Source organism: Aquimarina sp. MAR_2010_214 (genome assembly GCF_002846555.1).
In the GTDB taxonomy this organism is placed as follows: Bacteria; Bacteroidota; Bacteroidia; order Flavobacteriales; family Flavobacteriaceae; genus Aquimarina.
Genome location: NZ_PJMS01000001.1, coordinates 4,017,524 through 4,036,794 on the forward strand (window position 1 = coordinate 4,017,524; position 19,271 = coordinate 4,036,794).

Genomic DNA, 19,271 nt, shown 5'->3' on the forward strand with positions numbered 1-19,271 from the left:
ATCAATCATTTTTTAAAACTTCATCAATCGTAGTAAGATACTCATCAAATTGCATTAAGTTATTATGAGCCCCATTGGGTATCGTGATCATTCTTTTATTTGAGACTGGAATATTATTAAACAATTTTTTGCCAGACGCATAAGGAACTACCTTATCATTGGTTCCATGATAAATAGTGATATTACAAACTACATTTTGTATAAATTCATTAGACGGAATTTCATATCGTAATACCAGGTTTGTTGGAAAATAGGGTAACCAACTTTCTGCTACATCTTTCATATTGTAATATGGAGTTTCTAATATCAAATGGCTAGGTTGATTGTCTGAAGCCATTTTTATTGCAATTCCGGTACCAATGGATCTTCCATAAATCATTATTTGATCCTCGGGGTAACGTTCTAAAACATAATTATAAAACAATTGGGCATCCTCATATAATTTTTGTTCACTTATTTTCCCTGTACTTTTACCATACCCTCGATAATCCAAAATGATGATATCATATTTTTTTTGAGCAAAGAACATTGCTATTTTCCCCCAACGTTTCAAATTTCCTTTATTACCATGAAAATATAAAATCACCCCTTTAGGATCTTCATTAACAAAACGAATAGCATTAAGGCGGCTGTTATCATTGGTTTGTAGAAAAAACTCTTCAAATGGGTGTCTAAATTGAAAAATATGATCCTTAGGAAGTACTTCTGGTTGAAAAATAATTTTTTCCTGAAAAAAATATAATAATACAATCGCAATACTATAGAGCGATATACCCCACAATAGTATTTTTTTAAGCTTGCGCATTTGTTTTTTTTGATGAGTGCACAACACCAATACTTGTATTAGAAAGATTTATCTTTCTAATTTTAGAATTGATAATTTCTCCAAGCATCTTATGATAAGATTCAAAATTATTTAAATTTTTATGTCCTCCTCCTATCACAGTATATAATCGGGTGAGTTTTGGTCGAATTTTTGATAATTTAATACTTGATTTAAAAGGAATTAATTTATCATGGGTACCATGTATGATATGAATAGGACAATTTACATACTTAAGCCATTTATAGGTTGGTATAGGGTACCTCATTATTAATGAAATCGGCATAAAAGGAATAAACTTGGCTGCAACTTTATTTAAACTATAATAAGGAGCATCCAATATCAACATTTTTGGATTATTAATAGAGGCTAGTTTTGTAGCAAATCCAGATCCCATTGAACGTCCGTATAAAATAATATACTCTTCTTTTACTTTATCTTTAATCTTATCATAAACAAACTGAAGATCTCTTTTTATTGCCTTAAAAGAGCGTCTGCCTGTGCTTTTACCAAATCCTCTATAATCTAACATAAATACATCATATCCATGTCTTGTAAAGTCTACAGCAAATTTACCCCAGCCTTTTATGCTCTTAGAATTCCCTTTAAGATATAGTACAACCCCTTTTGGGTCCTCTACTTTAAAATGAAGCCCATTAAGTATTGCTCCATCTCTTGTTTCCAGATTATATTCTTCTACAATCTGATTGTTATAATGAAATTGAAAATCCTTATCTAATTTCTCAGGCTTAAAAATAAAATACTCCTGTAAATAATATAAGGTTATACTCACAATAACATACACTGCAAGAACACTAATTGCTATGTATTCCCAATATGACATCCAATCATTCTTTTTTTGTAAGTAACTAATTTACAAAAAATTAAATTGAAGTATAAAAAAATCCTGCCAAAGCAGGATTATAATTATATAATTAGTTGTTAAAGCTTATCGCCTTGCATCGTAGATTCTAAATCGAACCCCTACTCTAGCATAAACATCAAAAAATTTGCTATCAGTATCTGTTAAGTTATCTACAAAATCATTCATTACTCCCACTTCTGCTATAACATCAAACATCTCTCCTATCATTTGAGAAAAACCAACCCCATATACTCCGCCAATAATCAATTTCTCATAAGCATCATCTTCTAGTTCTACACCATTTATTTCAAATTTTGTATTTACTCTAAAAGAAGGTCCAACATTAATAAAGCCACGAAATCTATCTTTGCCATCGCCAGTTAAGTATCTAAATTTTGGATTAAATCCAACCTGAAGTGTTTCTGCATCACCAAGACCTTCTATCTCACTGGTTCGCTGTAAAAGATCAAGAGAAAAAACAATACTTGTTCTTGCTCTAACTCCCATTACATAGCCATATCCGGCATTAACAAAAAAGCCTGTTCCGCCAGTGGTTTCCTGGTTATCCAGATTTAGCTTAGAAAAGGTACCTCCGGCAGAAACTTCCCAGCGATATTGTCCATAAGAAACAACAGAAAGTGTTGTAAAAAGAATAAGAAATGCTATTTTTTTCATGATTTCATGTTTAGATTTGAGGTTGTAAGTAGAGCGAAAATACTAAATTTTAAAAAACGACCATAAAAAAACCCATCTATATGACAGGCTTTTTATAGTTTTATGATATAAAATCTTATTCTTTATGCATAAAAGATTGTTTTTGTAATAAAAACTCTTCAGTTTCTACTACATCTTCATCAGGAATACAACAATCTACAGGGCATACCGCTGCACATTGTGGTTCTTCATGAAACCCTTTACATTCGGTACATTTATCAGGTACTATATAATATACTTCATCACTTACAGGTTCTTGTGCTTCATCAGCATTTACACCTTTACCTCCAGGAAGAACTACATCTCCTTCTAAATCTGTACCATCAGAATATCTCCAATCATCAGCTCCTTCGTAAATTGCAGTATTTGGGCATTCTGGCTCACAAGCACCACAGTTTATACATTCATCTGTTATTATAATTGCCATAGCTCTTTTTTATTCTAAATTTGCAGCACAAAAATAGCTCGTAAACTAGTGATAAACAAATAAGAGATGTTATTAAATGATCGTATCAAAGCTTTTTCTGAATTAGGAAAGTTTCTTAACCAATTCAAATCTACTGGTTATGAGAAAGTTAATGCCATTCATCACAATGATGATTTTTTTGATGAAATGACCCATAAAATTGCTACAGCAGTGCATCATAATGGATGGTTTACAGAGGAAAATGTACTTTTTTCTCTACAACAATGGAGCAATGCTCTTACTGAGAACAATTTAAAAAAGTGGCTATCTTCCTATTCTTTAGAAAAAACAGAACCAAAGGTTATTGGTATTATTATGGCAGGAAACATTCCATTAGTTGGATTTCATGATTTTTTGTCTGTATTAATTTCGGGACACAACGTTTTGGTAAAACAATCTTCAAATGATAATCAATTATTACCATTTTTAGCCTCATACCTAATAACTGTGGAGCCTCGATTTGAAGGGTTTATCGAATTTACTTCAGAAAAATTTAAAGATTTTGATGCTGTAATTGCAACAGGAAGTAATAATACTTCCAGATATTTTGAATATTACTTTGGTAAAGTTCCCAATATCATACGCAAAAACAGGAATTCTGTTGCTATCTTAACAGGAAATGAGACCAAACAGCAACTTGAAGCGCTTGGCAAAGATATTTTTAGATATTTTGGATTAGGATGTAGAAGTGTATCAAAACTAATGGTGCCCAAAGGGTATGATTTTGATACTTTTTTTAAAGCTATGTATCCATATCATGATATTATCAAAAGTGCAAAATATGCAAACAATTATGATTACAATAAAGCAGTTTACTTAATGAGTAATTACAAATTGTTTGAAAATGGTTTTCTAATGCTCAAAGAGGATGAAAGTTATGCTTCTCCAATTGCTACATTATTTTATGAAATCTATGATTCTAAAGATCAGTTAAGCAAAAAGATACAAAATGACAGCGAAAAAATACAATGTATCGTAGGTGATGGTTTTTCTACAGAATGCATTGCATTTGGAGAAACTCAAAGCCCTCAACTTTCAGATTACGCAGACGGTATAGACATTATTGAGTTTTTGATAAAAATTGATTAAATAATTTATCATTTTGACAATGCTTTTGTTTCATATTATTAGCACCTTTGTGATGTTTTTTCTAACTCTGTTTTTGAAGTAAAGAAAAGGCAATTAAACCATACTATTTAACAACAATAAAAACTACTAATGAAACTGATACAATTAGATCATCGATAATGAGATTAGTTAAAGATAATTTTAATTGTAAAAGATTCCATGTGGCCATTAAAACAACAAACATTAGCACATGAAAAAGCATAATTTTAGCGCTGGACCCTGTATTTTACCGCAAGAAGTATTTAAAGAAGCATCACAAGCAGTGTTAGATTTTAACAACTCTGGTCTTTCTATTTTGGAAATATCACATCGTAGTAAAGATTTTGTTGATGTCATGGAAGAAGCTAGAAGTCTGGCTCTAGAGTTACTAGGCTTAGAAGGTAAAGGATATAAAGCGCTATTTCTTCAAGGCGGGGCAAGTTCTCAATTTTTAATGACCGCTTATAACCTACTACAATCTAAAGCTGGCTATTTAAATACTGGAGCCTGGAGTGATAAAGCTATTAAAGAAGCTAAGCTTTTTGGTGATGTAATAGAAGTAGCTTCATCAAAAGATTCTAATTTCAATTTTATTCCTAAAGGATATGATATTCCTAAAGGATTAGATTATTTACACCTTACTAGTAATAACACTATTTATGGTACACAATTAAAGGATTTTCCTTCTACCGATGCTCCTCTTGTATGTGACATGAGTAGTGATATATTCTCAAGACAATTAGATTTTTCAAAATTTAGTTTGATCTACGCAGGAGCACAAAAAAACATGGGGCCTGCAGGTACTACTCTTGTTGTAATAAAAGAAGATATTCTTGGAAAAATAGAACGAAAAATTCCTTCTATACTAGATTATCAGGTTCATATTAGCAAAGCAAGTATGTTCAATACGCCCCCAGTGTATCCTGTCTATGTATCTATGCTTACATTAAGATGGCTTAAAAAACTTGGAGGAATTGCTGCTATAGAAGAATTGAATGAAAAAAAGGCTAAACTTATCTATTCAGAAATTGATGTAAACCCACTGTTTGAGGGGTTTGCTGCCAAAGAAGATAGATCTGATATGAATGCCACTTTTACATTGGTAAATGAAGACCTCAAAGAAACTTTTGATACGATGTGGAAAGAAGCAGGAATTAATGGAATTAATGGTCACCGTAGTATTGGAGGGTATAGAGCAAGTATGTATAACGCACTAAGTTTAGATAGCGTTGCTGCTCTTGTAGATATAATGGGCGATCTGGAACGTAAAGCATAAAACAATAATTACTAAACAAGTCAACTTATTAGGGCTTGACATTCAAAATAAAAACCTAAAAATGAAAGTATTAGCAAACGACGGAGTATCTCAAAGCGGAATTGAAGCTTTAGAAAAAAAAGGCTTCGAGGTTTTAACAACTACAGTAGCTCAAGATCAATTGGTTAATTATATTAATGAAAATGAAATTTCTGTATTGCTTGTACGTAGTGCTACTAAAGTAAGAACAGATATCATTGATAACTGTCCTTCTCTTAAGATTATAGGACGTGGTGGTGTAGGAATGGATAACATTGATGTATCATACGCCCGAGAAAAAGGTCTTCATGTAATTAATACTCCCGCAGCTTCTTCTGGATCTGTGGCAGAATTAGTTTTTGCACACTTATATGGTAGTGTTCGCTTTTTACACGATTCTAACCGTAATATGCCTCTAGATGGTGATAGCAAATTCAAAAACCTGAAAAAAGCATATGGAAGTGGTATCGAATTAAGAGGAAAAACACTTGGTGTAATAGGAATAGGGCGAATAGGACAGGCAACTGCAAAAATTGCAATTGGAGTTGGAATGAATGTTATTGCCTATGATCCTTTTATAGAGGAAGTAGACATACCATTAGAGTTCTTTGATGGACAATCTTTAAAATTTAAAATTAAGACGGTATCTAAAGAAGAGGTTCTTAAAAATTCTGATTTTTTCACGCTACACGTTCCTGCACAAAAAGAGTATGTGGTAGGAAAGTCTGAAATTGAACAAATGAAAGATGGCGCAGGAATTATAAATGCCGCAAGAGGTGGAGTAATTGACGAAGTTGCATTAGTAGAAGCTTTAGAAAAAGGGAAACTAGGTTTTGCAGGACTTGATGTGTTTGAAAATGAACCTAATCCAGCAATCAAAGTATTGATGAATAATAAGATATCTCTTACACCACATATTGGTGCTGCCACAGGAGAAGCTCAGGATCGTATTGGCCAGGAACTGGCTGAGCAAATCATTAAGATTCTTAACTAAGCATAAAATAGATAATTTATATCACTAAAGAGTCGTTTCAATGATTGAAACGACTCTTTTTTGTTTTTCACCCTCTAAAGTGGTTTTTCATCCTATTTTTATCAAAATAAGATAGCATCTCTTCTCCTATTCTGATATTAAAAATGTAAATTTAGGTTCATAAAAAAATATACTAACTATGTCAGGAATTTTAGACCTTTTAAATAGCCCAATGGGTAAACAAATTATCAGTGGTGTTAGTTCACAAACAGGCCAATCAACTGATAAAACAGGAGATTTACTAAGTATGGCTATGCCCGTACTTATGGGAGCAATGCAACGAAATGCATCTACACCTGAAGGAGCTTCGGGATTATTAGGTGCACTAACAGGTAAACATTCTGGTGGAATTTTAGATAATTTGGGAGGTTTATTTGATGGTGGTGTTGATCAAAGTGTTACGAATGATGGAGCTGGTATTCTAGGACATATTCTTGGAAATAAACAACCTGCAGTAGAAAATGCTCTAAGTCAAAAATCAGGGATTGACTCTGGTTCTGTAGCCCAAATACTTAAAGTAGCTGCTCCAATTCTTTTGGGGGCATTAGGGAAACAAGCCAAACAAAACAATGTAAGTGATGCTAATGGGTTATCAAGTTTATTAGGCAGTATGTCTGGTGGCGGTTCTAAGCAGCAATCATTGATAGAATCTTTCTTAGATGCAGATGGTGATGGGAGTATTCTTGATGATGTTGCCGGAATGCTATTAAGTAGCGGAGGAAAGAAAAGCGGAGGTCTTGGAGGACTTCTTGGTGGGCTTTTTGGAAAATAACTCTTCTATCAAATAAAAGAATTTTTATTATTTTGAATATCAAAACAAAAGCGTTTTAGAATTATATAATTCTAAAACGCTTTTGTTTTTAAACTAGTTATCATCAATATAAAAATAGTACAAATAGTAGAAGTATTCTATATACTAAAAACATTATTTTTCAAATCGATATAGAAAGAATTCCAAACAATCCCCTCCTATTTTTGACAAAACTCGAAATTATAATATATATCCAGGAAATTGAACAAGATTGTAGTGATTTCTGGAATTTATAATTTCTACAACACTCTAGTATTCTTTTTTTAGATATATTTATAAGGTTATGAAAAATTGTATTTACATATTAATCTTGGGGATATTCATTTATAGTTGTTCTACAACTAAAAACAGAAAAATGGATGTAGCCTCTACCGATACTGTTTCAGATACTGTAAGAATAGCAAATGATAGTCTGGAATACGAAATTATTATCATCGAACCTGGATTTAATTCATGGGTAGCTACTCAAAGACCCAGAGGATTTTATTCTGAAACATTTTTAGAAACTAGAAATCGTTTTTATGTTACAGAATATAATCAACGAGTGATACAACCACAGCGATTTGATCCTAATTTATACCTTCAGCGAATCAATTATGACTCAGCAATTCATTATGGGTATGAAGTAAATTATCTTCTATACAATTACTTTCTATATTTTGAGCAGCGATATCGACAACGATTTATTGTAACAAGAGGGCGAAGGTTTTGATTTAAATCCTTTTTAGTTGTATTTTTGTGTCATGCAAAAATTTAAGAAACGCTGGGAAATAAAACGTAATTGGCAATTGATATTTCCTATATTAGGATTATTAAGTTTAGTATTCTCTTCTTATCTGATTGGAAAATATATTTTGAAACTATTACCTATAAATCAGATCGATACGACATATATTGGCGTACTATCGGCATTAGTAATTTTTCTTTCCTCAATATTTCTTTTTATTACCTTAAAACTTTTTAATATTCTCGAAACAAAGTGGAATGTTTTGTATAGATGGGAACTCATTGCTATTTTTATTGCTTTTGCAGTTACCGGATCTACTGCAGCTCGTATTTCTGATCCTATACTTTCTTTTTTGGGGTTACACAGAGAGATAACAAATGGTTGGATTTATTGGCCTATCAGGATATTATTCATATTCCCTGTATATCAAGTATTACTTATCATCGTAGGATGGCTCTTTGGGCAGTTTAAATTTTTCTGGGGTTTTGAAAAAAAGATGCTAAGCAGAATGGGATTTGCTCGCTTCTTTAAAGATTAAGAAATATCAACATCAATAATTTCTTTTACTTCTTCCTTTTTAATCACATACGTATATACCCACATTATGGTAAATGTTGGTATAACATCCAAAAGAGGTAGTGCTTCTTCTACAAATGTAAATACTCCTGCAGCTTTACCAACATTACCCTTATACATTCTGGTCATTAACCAACCTGCTATAGGAGCCCATATTACATCTGTAAATTCACCAATTCCAGGAATCACATAACTAATCATTCCTAAACCGTCGAAAAGTAAGCTTAGTCCAAGTTTTTTGTATTTATCTTTTGCCATATTTTATACATAATTTATAGTTTAATATACAACAAATAAAGCAAAGAGTATTCCAAAAATCTGCTATCCCAAATTGGCGGTAATTAATCTTAAAAATTCTGATCGGGTTTCTATCTTTTCAAATTGACCTCTAAAACCAGAAGTAGTTGTTACCGAATTCTGTTTCTGTACTCCACGCATCATCATACACATATGAGAAGCTTCAATCACTACAGCAACACCTTTAGGTTTCAATGTATTATTAATACACTCTAAGATATCATGTGTAAGTCGTTCCTGTACCTGTAATCGCCTTGCAAATACATCAACAATTCTAGGTAATTTACTTAATCCTACGATATAACCATCTGGGATATATGCAATATGTGCCTTACCAAAAAACGGAAGCATGTGATGTTCGCATAACGAATATAATTCAATATCCTTAACGATTACCATATCGTCATAACCTTCTTTAAACATAGCACTTTTAAGGATTTCGGCAGGATCTTGATGGTATCCCTGAGTAAGAAATTGCATTGCCTTTGCTGCTCGCTCAGGAGTCTTAACAATACCCTCTCTCTTAGTGTCTTCCCCCAGGTCTTCTATAATAGATTTAAATTTTTCTTTTACTTCTTCAGTTACTTTTATATTGTATTCTTCAAAGTTTTTATATAGCATAGTAATTAATTCTGTTTTTCCTTTTTCAATTTATTTTTAAAGGTAGTATTTAATTTATTAAGTTTTGGATTGATCACAAATTGACAATACCCCTGACTACTATTTTGATTGTAGTAATCCTGGTGATATTCTTCTGCATTATAAAACGCCCCTAATGCTGCTATTTCTGTAACGATAGGATTATCAAAAATAGATTCATCTTCAAGTATTCCAATCACCTCTTCTGCTATCTGCTGTTGTTTTTCATCAACATAAAAAATAGCACTTCTATATTGTGTGCCGTGATCCGCTCCTTGACTATTTAGAGTAGTAGGGTCATGAGTAGCAAAAAATATTTCTAATAACTCTTTATAACTAATGAGATTAGGATCATATTCAATTTTAATTGCCTCGGCATGCCCAGTTCTTCCCGTTGTTATCTCTCGGTATGCAGGGTTTTTTATAGTTCCGCCTGTATATCCTGATACTACTTGATGCACTCCTTCCAGACGCTGAAAAACTGCTTCTGTACACCAAAAACAACCTCCGGCAAATACCGCGGTTTCTATATTATTTTCTTTCATAACTATATAGTCGTATTTTTTTAACAAAAATACATATATGCAAATCCATTTCTTGCTTTTTAACTTTTCGTTAGTAACACATCTCCTAATACAAGTATAGTTTTGCTAATAATCAAAAAAGTAAGGTTTTTATTACAATTTATGAATATACAACTACTCACGAAAATTTGTATCCTGTTTTTGTTTCTCTCAGTATTGCAATCATTTGCCCAAGAGAAAAAAGAAATTAAAGCTAAAAGAATAAATAATCCTCCAAAAATTGATGGTGTTCTTAATGACGAAGTATGGAAAACTCTTCCGGCTCATGGTAATTTTCAAATGTGGCAGCCTGGAAATGAGGGAGAAATACCAAAAGAAATACAATCTGAAGTAAAAATGGCCTATGATAATAAGGCTGTTTACTTTGGTGTTTACCTATATGATAGTCAACCTGATACAGTATTGCGTCAATTTAGCCAGCGAGATGATATATTTGTTCAGGCAGATCATTTTAGCATTGCAATAAACACCTATAATGATGGCGTTAATGAAACTCGTTTCTTTATAACCAGTGCGGGTACAATTGGTGATGCAAGGGCTAATCAATTCAATGAAGATTTTAGTTATAATGTCGTCTTTGATGCCAAAGTTTCTTTTGATGACCAAGGGTGGTATGCAGAATTTAAAATACCTTATAATGCATTACGTTTTCCCGAAGTGAAAGTACAAGACTGGAGTATTAATTTTTATAGAAGATCTCTAAGTCGAAATCAAACTTATACCTGGAATTTTATTGATAATAAAATTGGTCAACGTACACAATATAATGGTTTGGTAAAAGGTGTAGAGAATGTGAATCCACCTGTGAGGCTTACTTTTTTTCCGTTTGTACAAGGTTTGGTATCACATTCTGATGGAGATTCAGAAACTGATTTTAGTGCTGGAATGGATGTGAAATATGGGTTAAGTGATAGCTTTACACTAGATGCAACGCTAATCCCAGATTTTGGGCAAGCAGCTTTTGATGAAGTTCGACTTAATTTAGGACCATTTGAACAAACCTTTGGAGAAAACAGACAATTCTTTACTGAAGGTACAGAATTATTTAACAAAGGAAATATTTTCTTTTCCAGAAGAGTTGGTGGAAAACCCTCTACATCAATATCTGATGATGATCTTAATGCAAATGAAGTTGCAGAAGATAACCCTTCTAAAGTAAATTTACTTAACGCATTAAAAATCTCGGGAAGGACAAAAGGAAATTTGGGTATCGGTTTTTTTAATGCTATTACAGAAAAAACAGAAATACGAATTACCGATACTATTACAGGAGCTGTACGTAAAGAAGTAGTCGAACCTATATCCAATTATAATATTTTTGTATTAGATCAACAGTTTAATAAAAATTCTTCTGTTTCCTTGATAAATACTAACGTAACGCGTAGCGGTAGCGAGTTTAGAAATGCAAATGTGACTGGATTAGTTTGGAACCTAGCTAATAAAACAAACTCATATCGTTTAACAGGAAGATCTTTGGTTAGCCAGATAAATTCTCCTGAAGATAATATTGGTGGTTTTGCGTCTGAGCTTGATTTTGATCGTATCAAAGGTAAAATCAGATATGGTTTTGGTCACGATTTAGCAAATAAAACCTATAACATCAATGATCTAGGAGTGAATTTCAGGAATAATTTCAATAATTTTAGAATAAGTGCTTCCTATCAGATTTTTGAACCTAAAGGAGTATTCAACACTTATCGCATCAATGTTTTTGCAAGACATAGACGATTATATGATCCGAGTATTCAAACACAAAATTCTATAGGAGCAAATTGGTTTTTTGTGACTAAAAATCGTTTTGCTTTTGGTGGTAGAGGATCTTATAATTCTAAAAATCAAGATTATTTTGAGCCTCGTGTAGATGGAAGATTTGTTACTTATAGTCGAAGTATTGGAGGAAGAATGTTTGTCTCTTCTGATTATAGAAAAAAATTCGCTTATGATATTAGTGCAGGAACCAGACAATGGTTTAGTGACGAACAAAAGATATATCGAATAGAAGTTTCTCCCAGATATCGGTTTTCTGACAAGTTTTTGGTAATATGGAGATCTGAGTATTATAACCGTCCAAATAATTTCGGGTATGTAGATGATAATGATATAGACGTATTCCTAGGGCAGCGAGATATTGTTTCGCTTGAAAATTCATTAAGTGCTAGTTATAATTTTGATCCATATAAAGCTGTAAACCTACGCTTCAGAAACTTCTGGAGCACTGCCGATTATTCTGATAATATATTTTACATCCTAAACGAAAATGGTTCCAGGTCTCAAATTGATTATGATATTTCAGAAGATAACCCCAATACCAATTTTAATATTTGGAACCTGGATTTAAGTTTTAACTGGAGATTTGCTCCTGGTAGTGAAGCTACCCTACTCTATCGCAATCAAATTTTTAATGATGATGAACTTTCAAGCTTAAATTACACACAAAGTTTGGATAATTTATTTAACAGACCTATTAAGCATACCTTATCGCTAAGAATAGTATATTTCCTTGATGTGAATAATTTAAAACGTTCTTCTAAAGGATAATCTTGGGGATTCTAATGATATTGATTACTTTCACTCCTTCAAGTATAGAAAATAGATGATCAAAGCTAATAATATTCATAAAAACTATGGAGACCTTCATGTTCTTAAAGGAGTCGATCTTCATATCAAAAAAGGAGAAATTGTTTCTATTGTTGGGGCTTCAGGTGCGGGAAAAACAACATTACTACAAATATTAGGAACACTAGATCGTGTTAGTGAAATTAAGGATTGTGAATTATCAATTAATGAATCTAATATCAATACACTATCTCAGAAGCAGCTTTCTAAATTTAGAAATGAGCAATTGGGTTTTATCTTTCAATTTCATCAACTATTACCAGAATTTACAGCATTAGAAAATGTATGCATACCTGCTTTTATAAAAAAAACTCCAAAAGCTGAAGTAGAAAAAAGAGCAAAGGAACTTTTAGATTTTTTAGGACTTTCTCATCGATATGATCATAAACCCAGCGAGTTATCAGGAGGAGAACAACAACGTGTAGCTGTTGCCAGAGCCTTGGTTAATAATCCGAAAGTAATTTTTGCTGATGAACCTTCTGGTAATTTGGATAGTGAAGCTGCAGAAAACTTGCACCAATTATTTTTTAAACTTAGAGATGAATTTGGGCAAACCTTTGTGATTGTAACGCATAATCAGGAGTTGGCTGATATGGCTGATAGAAAATTGGTTATGGTAGATGGTAAAATTGTAGCGTAAATTTTCTCTTATGAATAACAAACTATACTATCGTATATGTATAGTTCATAATTCGGATAATGAAACTGTTTAAATATATGACTAAACAGCAAAGCATAAACCGGATAGAGGTAAAAAAAACCTCATGATAATCAAAATCTTGAAAATTATTTTTGACTTTTCCTAAATAGGGATTTTTAAATCTCAATTTCAGATATTCATAATACTCCCCTGAATCCTAAAATCATATTTAAAAAATGCTCCGGCTTATAACTTTGTGGCAACCAAGAAACCTTACCAACAATTAACCTATAAGACTAAAGTAAAACAAGATTGCAATACTAGCTGAATAATATTTCATAAGTTGAGTTTATGTTAAATACTTAGCTACAAAACTCAACAAAAAAAGTATTCAAATCAATAATCAGATGTCTTCAATCATGATCTGGGACATCTAAAATCACGATTGAAGACATTTAAAAAGCAATTAATTATAGTAAATATAGATGTTTACGAGAATCACATTGATTATAAACACTTACAAAAAGAAAAGACTACCTTTTCAGGTAGTCCCTTCTAAAGAAATCAAAGTTCTTAATAATTTTATATTAATTAATATAAGTACCGCAATGCAGTAACATCATTTCTATTTAGAGATCCATCTTGAGGATTTCCTTGTGCAGGACAAGAAATCATAATAGAGGTGATATCGGTACCTGTTGGAGTTCCTGGAATATGAATAGCTCCTTCTTGCCCTTGACCTTCTGCACTACCATCACATGCTCTGCGCTGCCAATCTGTATGACGTAACCCTATACAATGTCCCATTTCATGAGTAATAACATGTTGCGTATAAGCAACTCCATTGTTTCTTACTCTAGGCCCTATTCTTGCCCATTTGTATGGTCTTCCATTAGAAGGAAATCCTGCTAATCCTCCTGATCCTAAATCACTTCTTACATATACTACTAAATCAGCAGCTTGATAGTTAGTACCAAAAGTAAGTCTCATGTTAAGAGAGGTATTTAAGTTATTATATGTATTCACAGCTCTCTGTAAAGCCTGCCGTCCTGTGTTAGACAATCCATTACCACCGCCACCGGTATAGCCCAGTACGTTAATCGTACGGTTGCTACTAGACACAATGTTTCTTGTTCGATATTGCTTCATTCCATTATCCAAAGATTCTAAGCTTGGCTGATCTACAAGTCCAGCTACTGGAATACCAAGATCTGTACCATTAACAAAGTAGTCTGCACTACTTCCATCAAGATCAGTGATCATTTTTACAGATACATCTTCTGTATTAACTCCCATGCTTTCTAACTTAAGAAGTTGCTCTTTTGTAGGAGTTTTACTCGTTTCATTTACTTCTGTAGTGATTTCTTCTTTTTGACACGAAGTAATACACCCCGCTACAATAGCACTAAGTGCTAATAATTTGATAGTTTTCATAATTTGAGTTTGTTAATTTGTGTGAGTCAATAAAAACCAAAAAGTCTTCTATTATCTCGATTAAAGAATTTAGATATTAAGAACTTTGAAACCTTAATACTTTATTGTTAGATTACATAGTTTTTCATCTTTTAAAAACAGTTTCATGTATTGCTTCCAAACATCAAAGCAAACTGAATCTAGAATCATAAAAGATTCAATATTGTCTAAGCATGAAAGTTATTTTTTGATTCTTCTTGAATCAGAATTTTAAATTAAATTTTAAGCCTTCAGAGATGATATTTAGGACTTTAAAATCATATTCAAAACATTCTGCTTATAACTTTTGACAACCAGGAATATATAATCTATAGTCTATTCTATAGATTATTTGTTTATTAAAAATTAAGATTGGAATACTATTGAAGAGTGTTTTCATAAGTTGATCTTTTTGTGTAAAATTAGTTGATGCTAAATTCAACAAAAAAAAGGCTCAAATCAATAAACAGGTGTCCTCTAACATGATTTAGGATGTCTCAAATCACAATATAAAACATTATAAAAACAAGAAAATCAACTATCTACATTTTTAACATATGATGAAGGGGAGACACCAACTATGTCCTTGAAATTTTTATAAAAAGATGCTCTGGAGTTAAAACCAACTTCGTTAGCAATTGCAGAAATGCTAAATTTTTTATGTTTATCCATAGATAAAAGCTGTTTAAACTCTTCAATCCTATAATAATTGATATAATTATTGAAATTCTTATGTTCGATTTTATTAATCGCTTTAGAAATTAGCCTTTCTGGTAATCTAACCTCTTTCGCAAATGTTCTTAGAGTAATCGAGGAGTTTAGATATGCTTTGGTTTCTAGCATGTATTCCTCAATAATCTTTATTGTATTTTCTAATTCTGCTTTGGTTTCTTTTTCTTCTGTTTTAGGAGAAATCATATTCATGATATTAATCTGAACCAGACTTGCAATAGTAATATAATAAAGTCCCAATAAAAGAATCGTATTTAGAGTGAATCTATAATACTTTTCACTAATAAATAGATGTGCTACATGCCCAACAAGATTAAATAAAATACAGACGATACAAAATATGGTTAACCAATGTAATGATTTGTTTTTGGTAATTTCATAAAAATGAGGTAACTGTTTCTTATGTTTATTATTAACTCTAATAATCATAATAGACATTGTTATAATATAAATTGAAGAAGCTGCAGTTATCATTCTTCCAAAATGTATTTCTCGTAAAGTGGCATGTATTTCTGGGTTTTGTAATACCAAAAGAAAAAACACCGACAAAAACAAGAACTCTATAATTGCAGGAAGATAGTAATAGAGTTTGCGTTTTATATATATCCCTGCTGTTTCTATCGCATAGAAAAATAAAAAATTCATACTCAAAAAATCAAATCGGAATGGTTGATAATAAATAGCTGGGTGTTTAACATACTTAAAAACAAAATACATTGCCATCTCAACACATAAAGTCACAAAAAACAGTCCCAGATATCTATTGATATTTACTTTTTTAGATGGATAAAAAAGAAGGATAATAGTGATAACTAACGTTTGTAAGCCACTTAATAAAAATAAATAATCTACAATTTTCATTTCAAAAACCTTTAAATAACAAAATGCCACTGACTGTTATTAATATAGATCTATAGAAATGCCTATATGATATCTAACGTAATAAAAACTATTTTTTTAATAGCACAAAAACCAATAAACTTCTTAACACATGAATTTATTGTACATAAAACTTAAATCTGTATTTTATTTAACTTAAATACTAAAAGGTAATTGAAAAAATTACCATATTTGTTGATGATAAAATATTAAAAATCATAATATCTTCTTGTGAAAAAATTTAATACTATCGAACTCAAAAATTTCTTGGATGAAAAGGCTTTTTACTATGAACAACCAAAATTCATAGAAACAGATCCTGTGCAAATCCCTCATTTATATACTCAGAAAGAAGATATTGAGATATCAGGATTTCTTACAGCTACCATTTCTTGGGGTAATCGAAAAAGCATCTTAACTAATTCCCACAAATTAATGTCACTTTTGGGCAATAGTCCATATGATTTTATAATGAATCATACTGAGGAGAACCTTGAAGGTTTCGATAATTTTGTTCATAGAACCTTTAATAGTACTGATCTATCCTATTTCATTACCGCATTACAGCATATGTATACCACATATAATGATATGGAAACTTTTTTTAAATTACATGAAGAAGGTGACAATTTTCAAACTGCGATCCATAATTTCAAAAAAGAATTCTTTTCTCTACCACATCTGCCAAGAACAGAAAAACATATTAGTGATCCTTATAAAAATTCTGCTGCTAAACGAATCAATATGTTTCTCCGATGGATGGTAAGAGATACCTCTGCTGGTGTTGATTTAGGTATTTGGAGCAGCCTGTCCCCTGCTCAATTATCTTGTCCATTAGATGTGCATTCTGGAAATGTTGCACGTAAACTAGGGTTACTTAGACGCAAACAAAACGATGGAAAAGCACTGTTAGAGCTTGATACAAAATTAAGGAGTTTAGATCCCATAGACCCCGTTAAGTATGATTATGCATTATTCGGACTTGGAGTTTTTGAAAAGTTTTAAACTGATAAAAAGTGGTCTAAAAAGTTATGTATGGTTGATCATTTTAAATTATCTTCAGCAACACTAGTTTGATATGCTTTGGTTTTCTCAACTTTTCAGACCTCTTTTATTTAATTACAATAGCTACAAGAAACTTAATTATAATTGGTTGTTACATTTTCATCAGTTAAAGTTTTTACATATGCGATTATAGCTTTTAATTCTTTATCTGTTAAGTTTAATTCATCAAAAGGCAAGGTTTGATGTGGTAAATCAAATCCCATTCCACCACCGCCTCCTAAGTTATAAAACTCCATTACTTCTTCTAATGTATTATATACCCCGTTATGCATATAAGGAGCTGTGAGATCAGCATTTCTTATTGTTGGTGTTTTAAACATTCCTCGATGTAGTTCTTCTTCAAATTTCCAATAAAATCCTAAATCATTATCGATCATTTTGTTTTTTGCCGTTTCAGGAACTCCAATTACCTCTTTTTCTGTTTCGGTAAAAAAAGGAGGTACTGTACCATTAGTTAATGGCACAAAATGGCAAGTAGCGCATAGTGCTTTACCCATAAATAAATTGAATCCTAGTTTTTCCTCATCGGTAAATGTACTTTCTTCTCCTCTAATATTTTTATCGAATTTAGAATCAAAACCATTTAAGGTTGAGATATAAGAAGATATAGCTTTAATAACTTCAATGTTTTTGGTTGAAATCCCTCCATATGCTTCTTTAAATAGCTTTATATATGTTGTGTCTTTAAGAATAGCATCAGAAAACTGATGAACTGTAGAATCAAATTCTTGATCATTAATAAACACAGATGATATTTGATCTAATAATGTTTCTGATCTTCCATCCCAAAAAAAACTTTGTTGGAATGCAGTGTTTATGAGTGTTGGTGTATTTCTTAAAAGTGGTTCACCTGTATTGCTAAAATTCGTAACCATACCATCTGCATATGCTTTTTCTGGTATATGGCAAGTAGCACAAGACATTTTCCCTTTTTTAGAAAGGTTTGGGTCAAAGAAAAGCTTTTGTCCTAGTAATATCTGTTTATCTGTAGGATTACGATTTACAGCTGGGGTAAAATACGTAAGGTTAAAACTATTTTTTTCAAAAAATGTTGGGGCATCAAAATTAAATGGATGTGTATCTACCCCATCCCATAATGCACTCTCTTGTCTAATTTTTACCCAGTTTCTAGTAATTGGGTTTATATAATCGCGTATAAAAGTGTATCTGTCAAAAGTTTCAAAATCTGTGTTTTTATCAATAAACCGTATTGATTTGTCAATATTACTTATAAATTCTTTATCTAATTCTGGGTTCTTTTTTTGTATTAAAAATTGAATACTTTCCTGATATACAAATCTTAAACTCTCTAAAGAGATGGTAGTTTCTTCAATCCCCAAATGGCTTACAGGAGTATCAAAACCAGAAATTGCAAGACTAATGATTCTAAATAATTGTTGATGAGTTGCGATAAAAAAACGTTGTGGATTTAATGCTCGTTTTTCTATGTTTTTCTTAAGATTTAATAATAAACCTTTTGTGATATCAACTTCTCTAATGAAATCTACATTGCTAACTTCTCCTTCATAAATACTTTCTTCAATTTTCTGAAATCCAACAGGTTTTAAAATTTTACCGTTATCTTCTTTATAAACAGGAAGAGCTGGGCCATTAGCTCTATGCCCAACAGATGGATTTAAATAAGCTGCATATGGTTCTGCTTTTTTAAATGATGCCCGTGCATTTTTAAATATAGTTTTTGCCTTTTTACCTTTTACTCCTTCTTCTTTAAGTTCGTCCAAATCTGATATAGATTTTACAATATTCTCCAAATAAAAATCTTGTACCACTTTCCAATCAGGAGTAGTTTTCTCCACATATTTTTCTTGCTTTTTACAAGCAATACTCAATAGAAATAAACATACAACACCTATTATTTTATTAGAAATACGCATAATAACATATATTTTATATAAATGAAAAAAGGCCTCTATCAAAAATAGAGGTCCCT

Annotated in this window: 19 protein-coding genes; 9 read left to right on the forward strand and 10 right to left on the reverse strand. The window is 31.6% G+C overall.

What is annotated here, in order from left to right; all coding sequences use genetic code 11:
* Position 1: 1 nt before the first annotated feature.
* The 4 genes from ATE84_RS17310 to ATE84_RS17325 form a co-directional block, all read right to left on the reverse strand.
* Positions 2-805 (reverse strand): alpha/beta hydrolase, encoded by an 804-nt coding sequence (locus tag ATE84_RS17310; protein ID WP_101449156.1) that lies wholly within the window; start codon positions 803-805, stop codon positions 2-4.
* Complete coding sequence (locus tag ATE84_RS17315; protein ID WP_101449157.1) at positions 792-1,667, reverse strand: alpha/beta hydrolase; 876 nt, start codon at positions 1,665-1,667, stop codon at positions 792-794. Before ATE84_RS17315 ends, ATE84_RS17310 begins: the two co-directional genes overlap by 14 nt.
* A 105-nt stretch (positions 1,668-1,772) precedes the next feature.
* Positions 1,773-2,363: an outer membrane beta-barrel protein gene (locus ATE84_RS17320; protein WP_101449158.1), complete on the reverse strand. Its 591-nt coding sequence runs from the start codon at positions 2,361-2,363 to the stop codon at positions 1,773-1,775.
* 115 nt (positions 2,364-2,478) lie between these two features.
* Positions 2,479-2,829: a 4Fe-4S dicluster domain-containing protein gene (locus ATE84_RS17325; protein ID WP_101449159.1), complete on the reverse strand. Its 351-nt coding sequence runs from the start codon at positions 2,827-2,829 to the stop codon at positions 2,479-2,481.
* Positions 2,830-2,895: 66 nt separating this feature from the next.
* Between ATE84_RS17325 and ATE84_RS17330 the strand changes: the two genes are divergently transcribed.
* The 6 genes from ATE84_RS17330 to ATE84_RS17355 all read left to right on the forward strand — a co-directional run bounded on the left by ATE84_RS17330 (position 2,896) and on the right by ATE84_RS17355 (position 8,378).
* Positions 2,896-3,957: an acyl-CoA reductase gene (locus tag ATE84_RS17330; protein ID WP_101449160.1), complete on the forward strand. Its 1,062-nt coding sequence runs from the start codon at positions 2,896-2,898 to the stop codon at positions 3,955-3,957.
* Between the two features lie 229 nt (positions 3,958-4,186).
* The gene (gene serC, locus ATE84_RS17335; RefSeq protein ID WP_101449161.1) at positions 4,187-5,251 is read left to right on the forward strand and encodes a 3-phosphoserine/phosphohydroxythreonine transaminase; all 1,065 of its coding nucleotides are present in this window, start codon (positions 4,187-4,189) and stop codon (positions 5,249-5,251) included.
* 61 nt (positions 5,252-5,312) lie between these two features.
* Complete coding sequence (locus ATE84_RS17340) at positions 5,313-6,263, forward strand: D-2-hydroxyacid dehydrogenase (protein ID WP_101449162.1); 951 nt, start codon at positions 5,313-5,315, stop codon at positions 6,261-6,263.
* Between the two features lie 178 nt (positions 6,264-6,441).
* Positions 6,442-7,074 (forward strand): DUF937 domain-containing protein, encoded by a 633-nt coding sequence (locus tag ATE84_RS17345; protein WP_101449163.1) that lies wholly within the window; start codon positions 6,442-6,444, stop codon positions 7,072-7,074.
* Positions 7,075-7,396: 322 nt separating this feature from the next.
* Positions 7,397-7,825: a DUF6146 family protein gene (locus ATE84_RS17350; RefSeq protein WP_101449164.1), complete on the forward strand. Its 429-nt coding sequence runs from the start codon at positions 7,397-7,399 to the stop codon at positions 7,823-7,825.
* 31 nt (positions 7,826-7,856) lie between these two features.
* Positions 7,857-8,378 carry a DUF6787 family protein gene (locus ATE84_RS17355; RefSeq protein ID WP_101449165.1) on the forward strand — a complete coding sequence of 174 codons (522 nt, stop codon included), beginning with the start codon at positions 7,857-7,859 and terminating at the stop codon, positions 8,376-8,378.
* Here ATE84_RS17355 and ATE84_RS17360 read toward each other — a convergent pair.
* The 3 genes from ATE84_RS17360 to msrA all read right to left on the reverse strand — a co-directional run bounded on the left by ATE84_RS17360 (position 8,375) and on the right by msrA (position 9,897).
* Entirely contained in the window at positions 8,375-8,674 is a 300-nt protein-coding gene (locus ATE84_RS17360; protein WP_101449166.1) for a hypothetical protein, read from the reverse strand. The two genes, ATE84_RS17355 and ATE84_RS17360, sit on opposite strands and share 4 nt — an antisense overlap.
* Positions 8,675-8,737: 63 nt before the next feature.
* On the reverse strand, positions 8,738-9,334 hold the full coding sequence (gene folE / locus ATE84_RS17365; protein ID WP_101449167.1) for a GTP cyclohydrolase I FolE: 597 nt from the start codon (positions 9,332-9,334) through the stop codon (positions 8,738-8,740).
* Between the two features lie 5 nt (positions 9,335-9,339).
* On the reverse strand, positions 9,340-9,897 hold the full coding sequence (msrA, locus tag ATE84_RS17370) for a peptide-methionine (S)-S-oxide reductase MsrA (protein ID WP_101449168.1): 558 nt from the start codon (positions 9,895-9,897) through the stop codon (positions 9,340-9,342).
* A gap of 180 nt (positions 9,898-10,077) precedes the next feature.
* On the opposite strand from msrA, the gene ATE84_RS17375 reads away from it, so the two are divergent.
* On the forward strand, positions 10,078-12,474 hold the full coding sequence (locus tag ATE84_RS17375) for a DUF5916 domain-containing protein (RefSeq protein ID WP_233195837.1): 2,397 nt from the start codon (positions 10,078-10,080) through the stop codon (positions 12,472-12,474).
* 55 nt (positions 12,475-12,529) lie between these two features.
* Positions 12,530-13,192, forward strand: a complete 663-nt coding sequence (locus tag ATE84_RS17380; protein WP_101449170.1) for an ABC transporter ATP-binding protein — start codon at positions 12,530-12,532, stop codon at positions 13,190-13,192.
* A gap of 591 nt (positions 13,193-13,783) precedes the next feature.
* Here the strand turns inward: ATE84_RS17380 and ATE84_RS17385 are convergent.
* Both ATE84_RS17385 and ATE84_RS17390 read right to left on the reverse strand, forming a co-directional pair.
* Positions 13,784-14,626 (reverse strand): M57 family metalloprotease, encoded by an 843-nt coding sequence (locus ATE84_RS17385; protein WP_101449171.1) that lies wholly within the window; start codon positions 14,624-14,626, stop codon positions 13,784-13,786.
* 552 nt (positions 14,627-15,178) lie between these two features.
* Positions 15,179-16,237, reverse strand: a complete 1,059-nt coding sequence (locus tag ATE84_RS17390) for an AraC family transcriptional regulator (protein WP_101449172.1) — start codon at positions 16,235-16,237, stop codon at positions 15,179-15,181.
* Between the two features lie 249 nt (positions 16,238-16,486).
* Here ATE84_RS17390 and ATE84_RS17395 point away from each other — a divergent pair, with 249 nt between their 5' ends.
* Positions 16,487-17,260, forward strand: coding sequence for a TIGR02757 family protein (locus ATE84_RS17395; protein ID WP_101449173.1), 774 nt, complete (start codon positions 16,487-16,489; stop codon positions 17,258-17,260).
* 134 nt (positions 17,261-17,394) lie between these two features.
* Here ATE84_RS17395 and ATE84_RS17400 read toward each other — a convergent pair whose 3' ends face one another.
* Positions 17,395-19,215: a cytochrome c peroxidase gene (locus ATE84_RS17400; RefSeq protein WP_101449174.1), complete on the reverse strand. Its 1,821-nt coding sequence runs from the start codon at positions 19,213-19,215 to the stop codon at positions 17,395-17,397.
* Positions 19,216-19,271: the final 56 nt, after the last annotated feature.

What these genes read in the sequence shown, in the direction of transcription:
- ATE84_RS17380 (WP_101449170.1), top strand. Translation starts at nt 12,530, where the DNA reads ATGATCAAAGCTAATAATATTCATAAAAACTATGGAGACCTTCATGTT.
- ATE84_RS17355 (WP_101449165.1), top strand. Translation starts at nt 7,857, where the DNA reads ATGCAAAAATTTAAGAAACGCTGGGAAATAAAACGTAATTGGCAATTG.
- ATE84_RS17340 (WP_101449162.1), top strand. Translation starts at nt 5,313, where the DNA reads ATGAAAGTATTAGCAAACGACGGAGTATCTCAAAGCGGAATTGAAGCT.
- ATE84_RS17390 (WP_101449172.1), bottom strand. Translation starts at nt 16,237, where the DNA reads ATGAAAATTGTAGATTATTTATTTTTATTAAGTGGCTTACAAACGTTA.
- ATE84_RS17360 (WP_101449166.1), bottom strand. Translation starts at nt 8,674, where the DNA reads ATGGCAAAAGATAAATACAAAAAACTTGGACTAAGCTTACTTTTCGAC.
- ATE84_RS17400 (WP_101449174.1), bottom strand. Translation starts at nt 19,215, where the DNA reads ATGCGTATTTCTAATAAAATAATAGGTGTTGTATGTTTATTTCTATTG.
- folE (WP_101449167.1), bottom strand. Translation starts at nt 9,334, where the DNA reads ATGCTATATAAAAACTTTGAAGAATACAATATAAAAGTAACTGAAGAA.
- ATE84_RS17350 (WP_101449164.1), top strand. Translation starts at nt 7,397, where the DNA reads ATGAAAAATTGTATTTACATATTAATCTTGGGGATATTCATTTATAGT.
- ATE84_RS17310 (WP_101449156.1), bottom strand. Translation starts at nt 805, where the DNA reads ATGCGCAAGCTTAAAAAAATACTATTGTGGGGTATATCGCTCTATAGT.
- ATE84_RS17320 (WP_101449158.1), bottom strand. Translation starts at nt 2,363, where the DNA reads ATGAAAAAAATAGCATTTCTTATTCTTTTTACAACACTTTCTGTTGTT.
- ATE84_RS17385 (WP_101449171.1), bottom strand. Translation starts at nt 14,626, where the DNA reads ATGAAAACTATCAAATTATTAGCACTTAGTGCTATTGTAGCGGGGTGT.
- ATE84_RS17315 (WP_101449157.1), bottom strand. Translation starts at nt 1,667, where the DNA reads ATGTCATATTGGGAATACATAGCAATTAGTGTTCTTGCAGTGTATGTT.
- serC (WP_101449161.1), top strand. Translation starts at nt 4,187, where the DNA reads ATGAAAAAGCATAATTTTAGCGCTGGACCCTGTATTTTACCGCAAGAA.
- ATE84_RS17325 (WP_101449159.1), bottom strand. Translation starts at nt 2,829, where the DNA reads ATGGCAATTATAATAACAGATGAATGTATAAACTGTGGTGCTTGTGAG.
- ATE84_RS17345 (WP_101449163.1), top strand. Translation starts at nt 6,442, where the DNA reads ATGTCAGGAATTTTAGACCTTTTAAATAGCCCAATGGGTAAACAAATT.
- ATE84_RS17330 (WP_101449160.1), top strand. Translation starts at nt 2,896, where the DNA reads ATGTTATTAAATGATCGTATCAAAGCTTTTTCTGAATTAGGAAAGTTT.
- msrA (WP_101449168.1), bottom strand. Translation starts at nt 9,897, where the DNA reads ATGAAAGAAAATAATATAGAAACCGCGGTATTTGCCGGAGGTTGTTTT.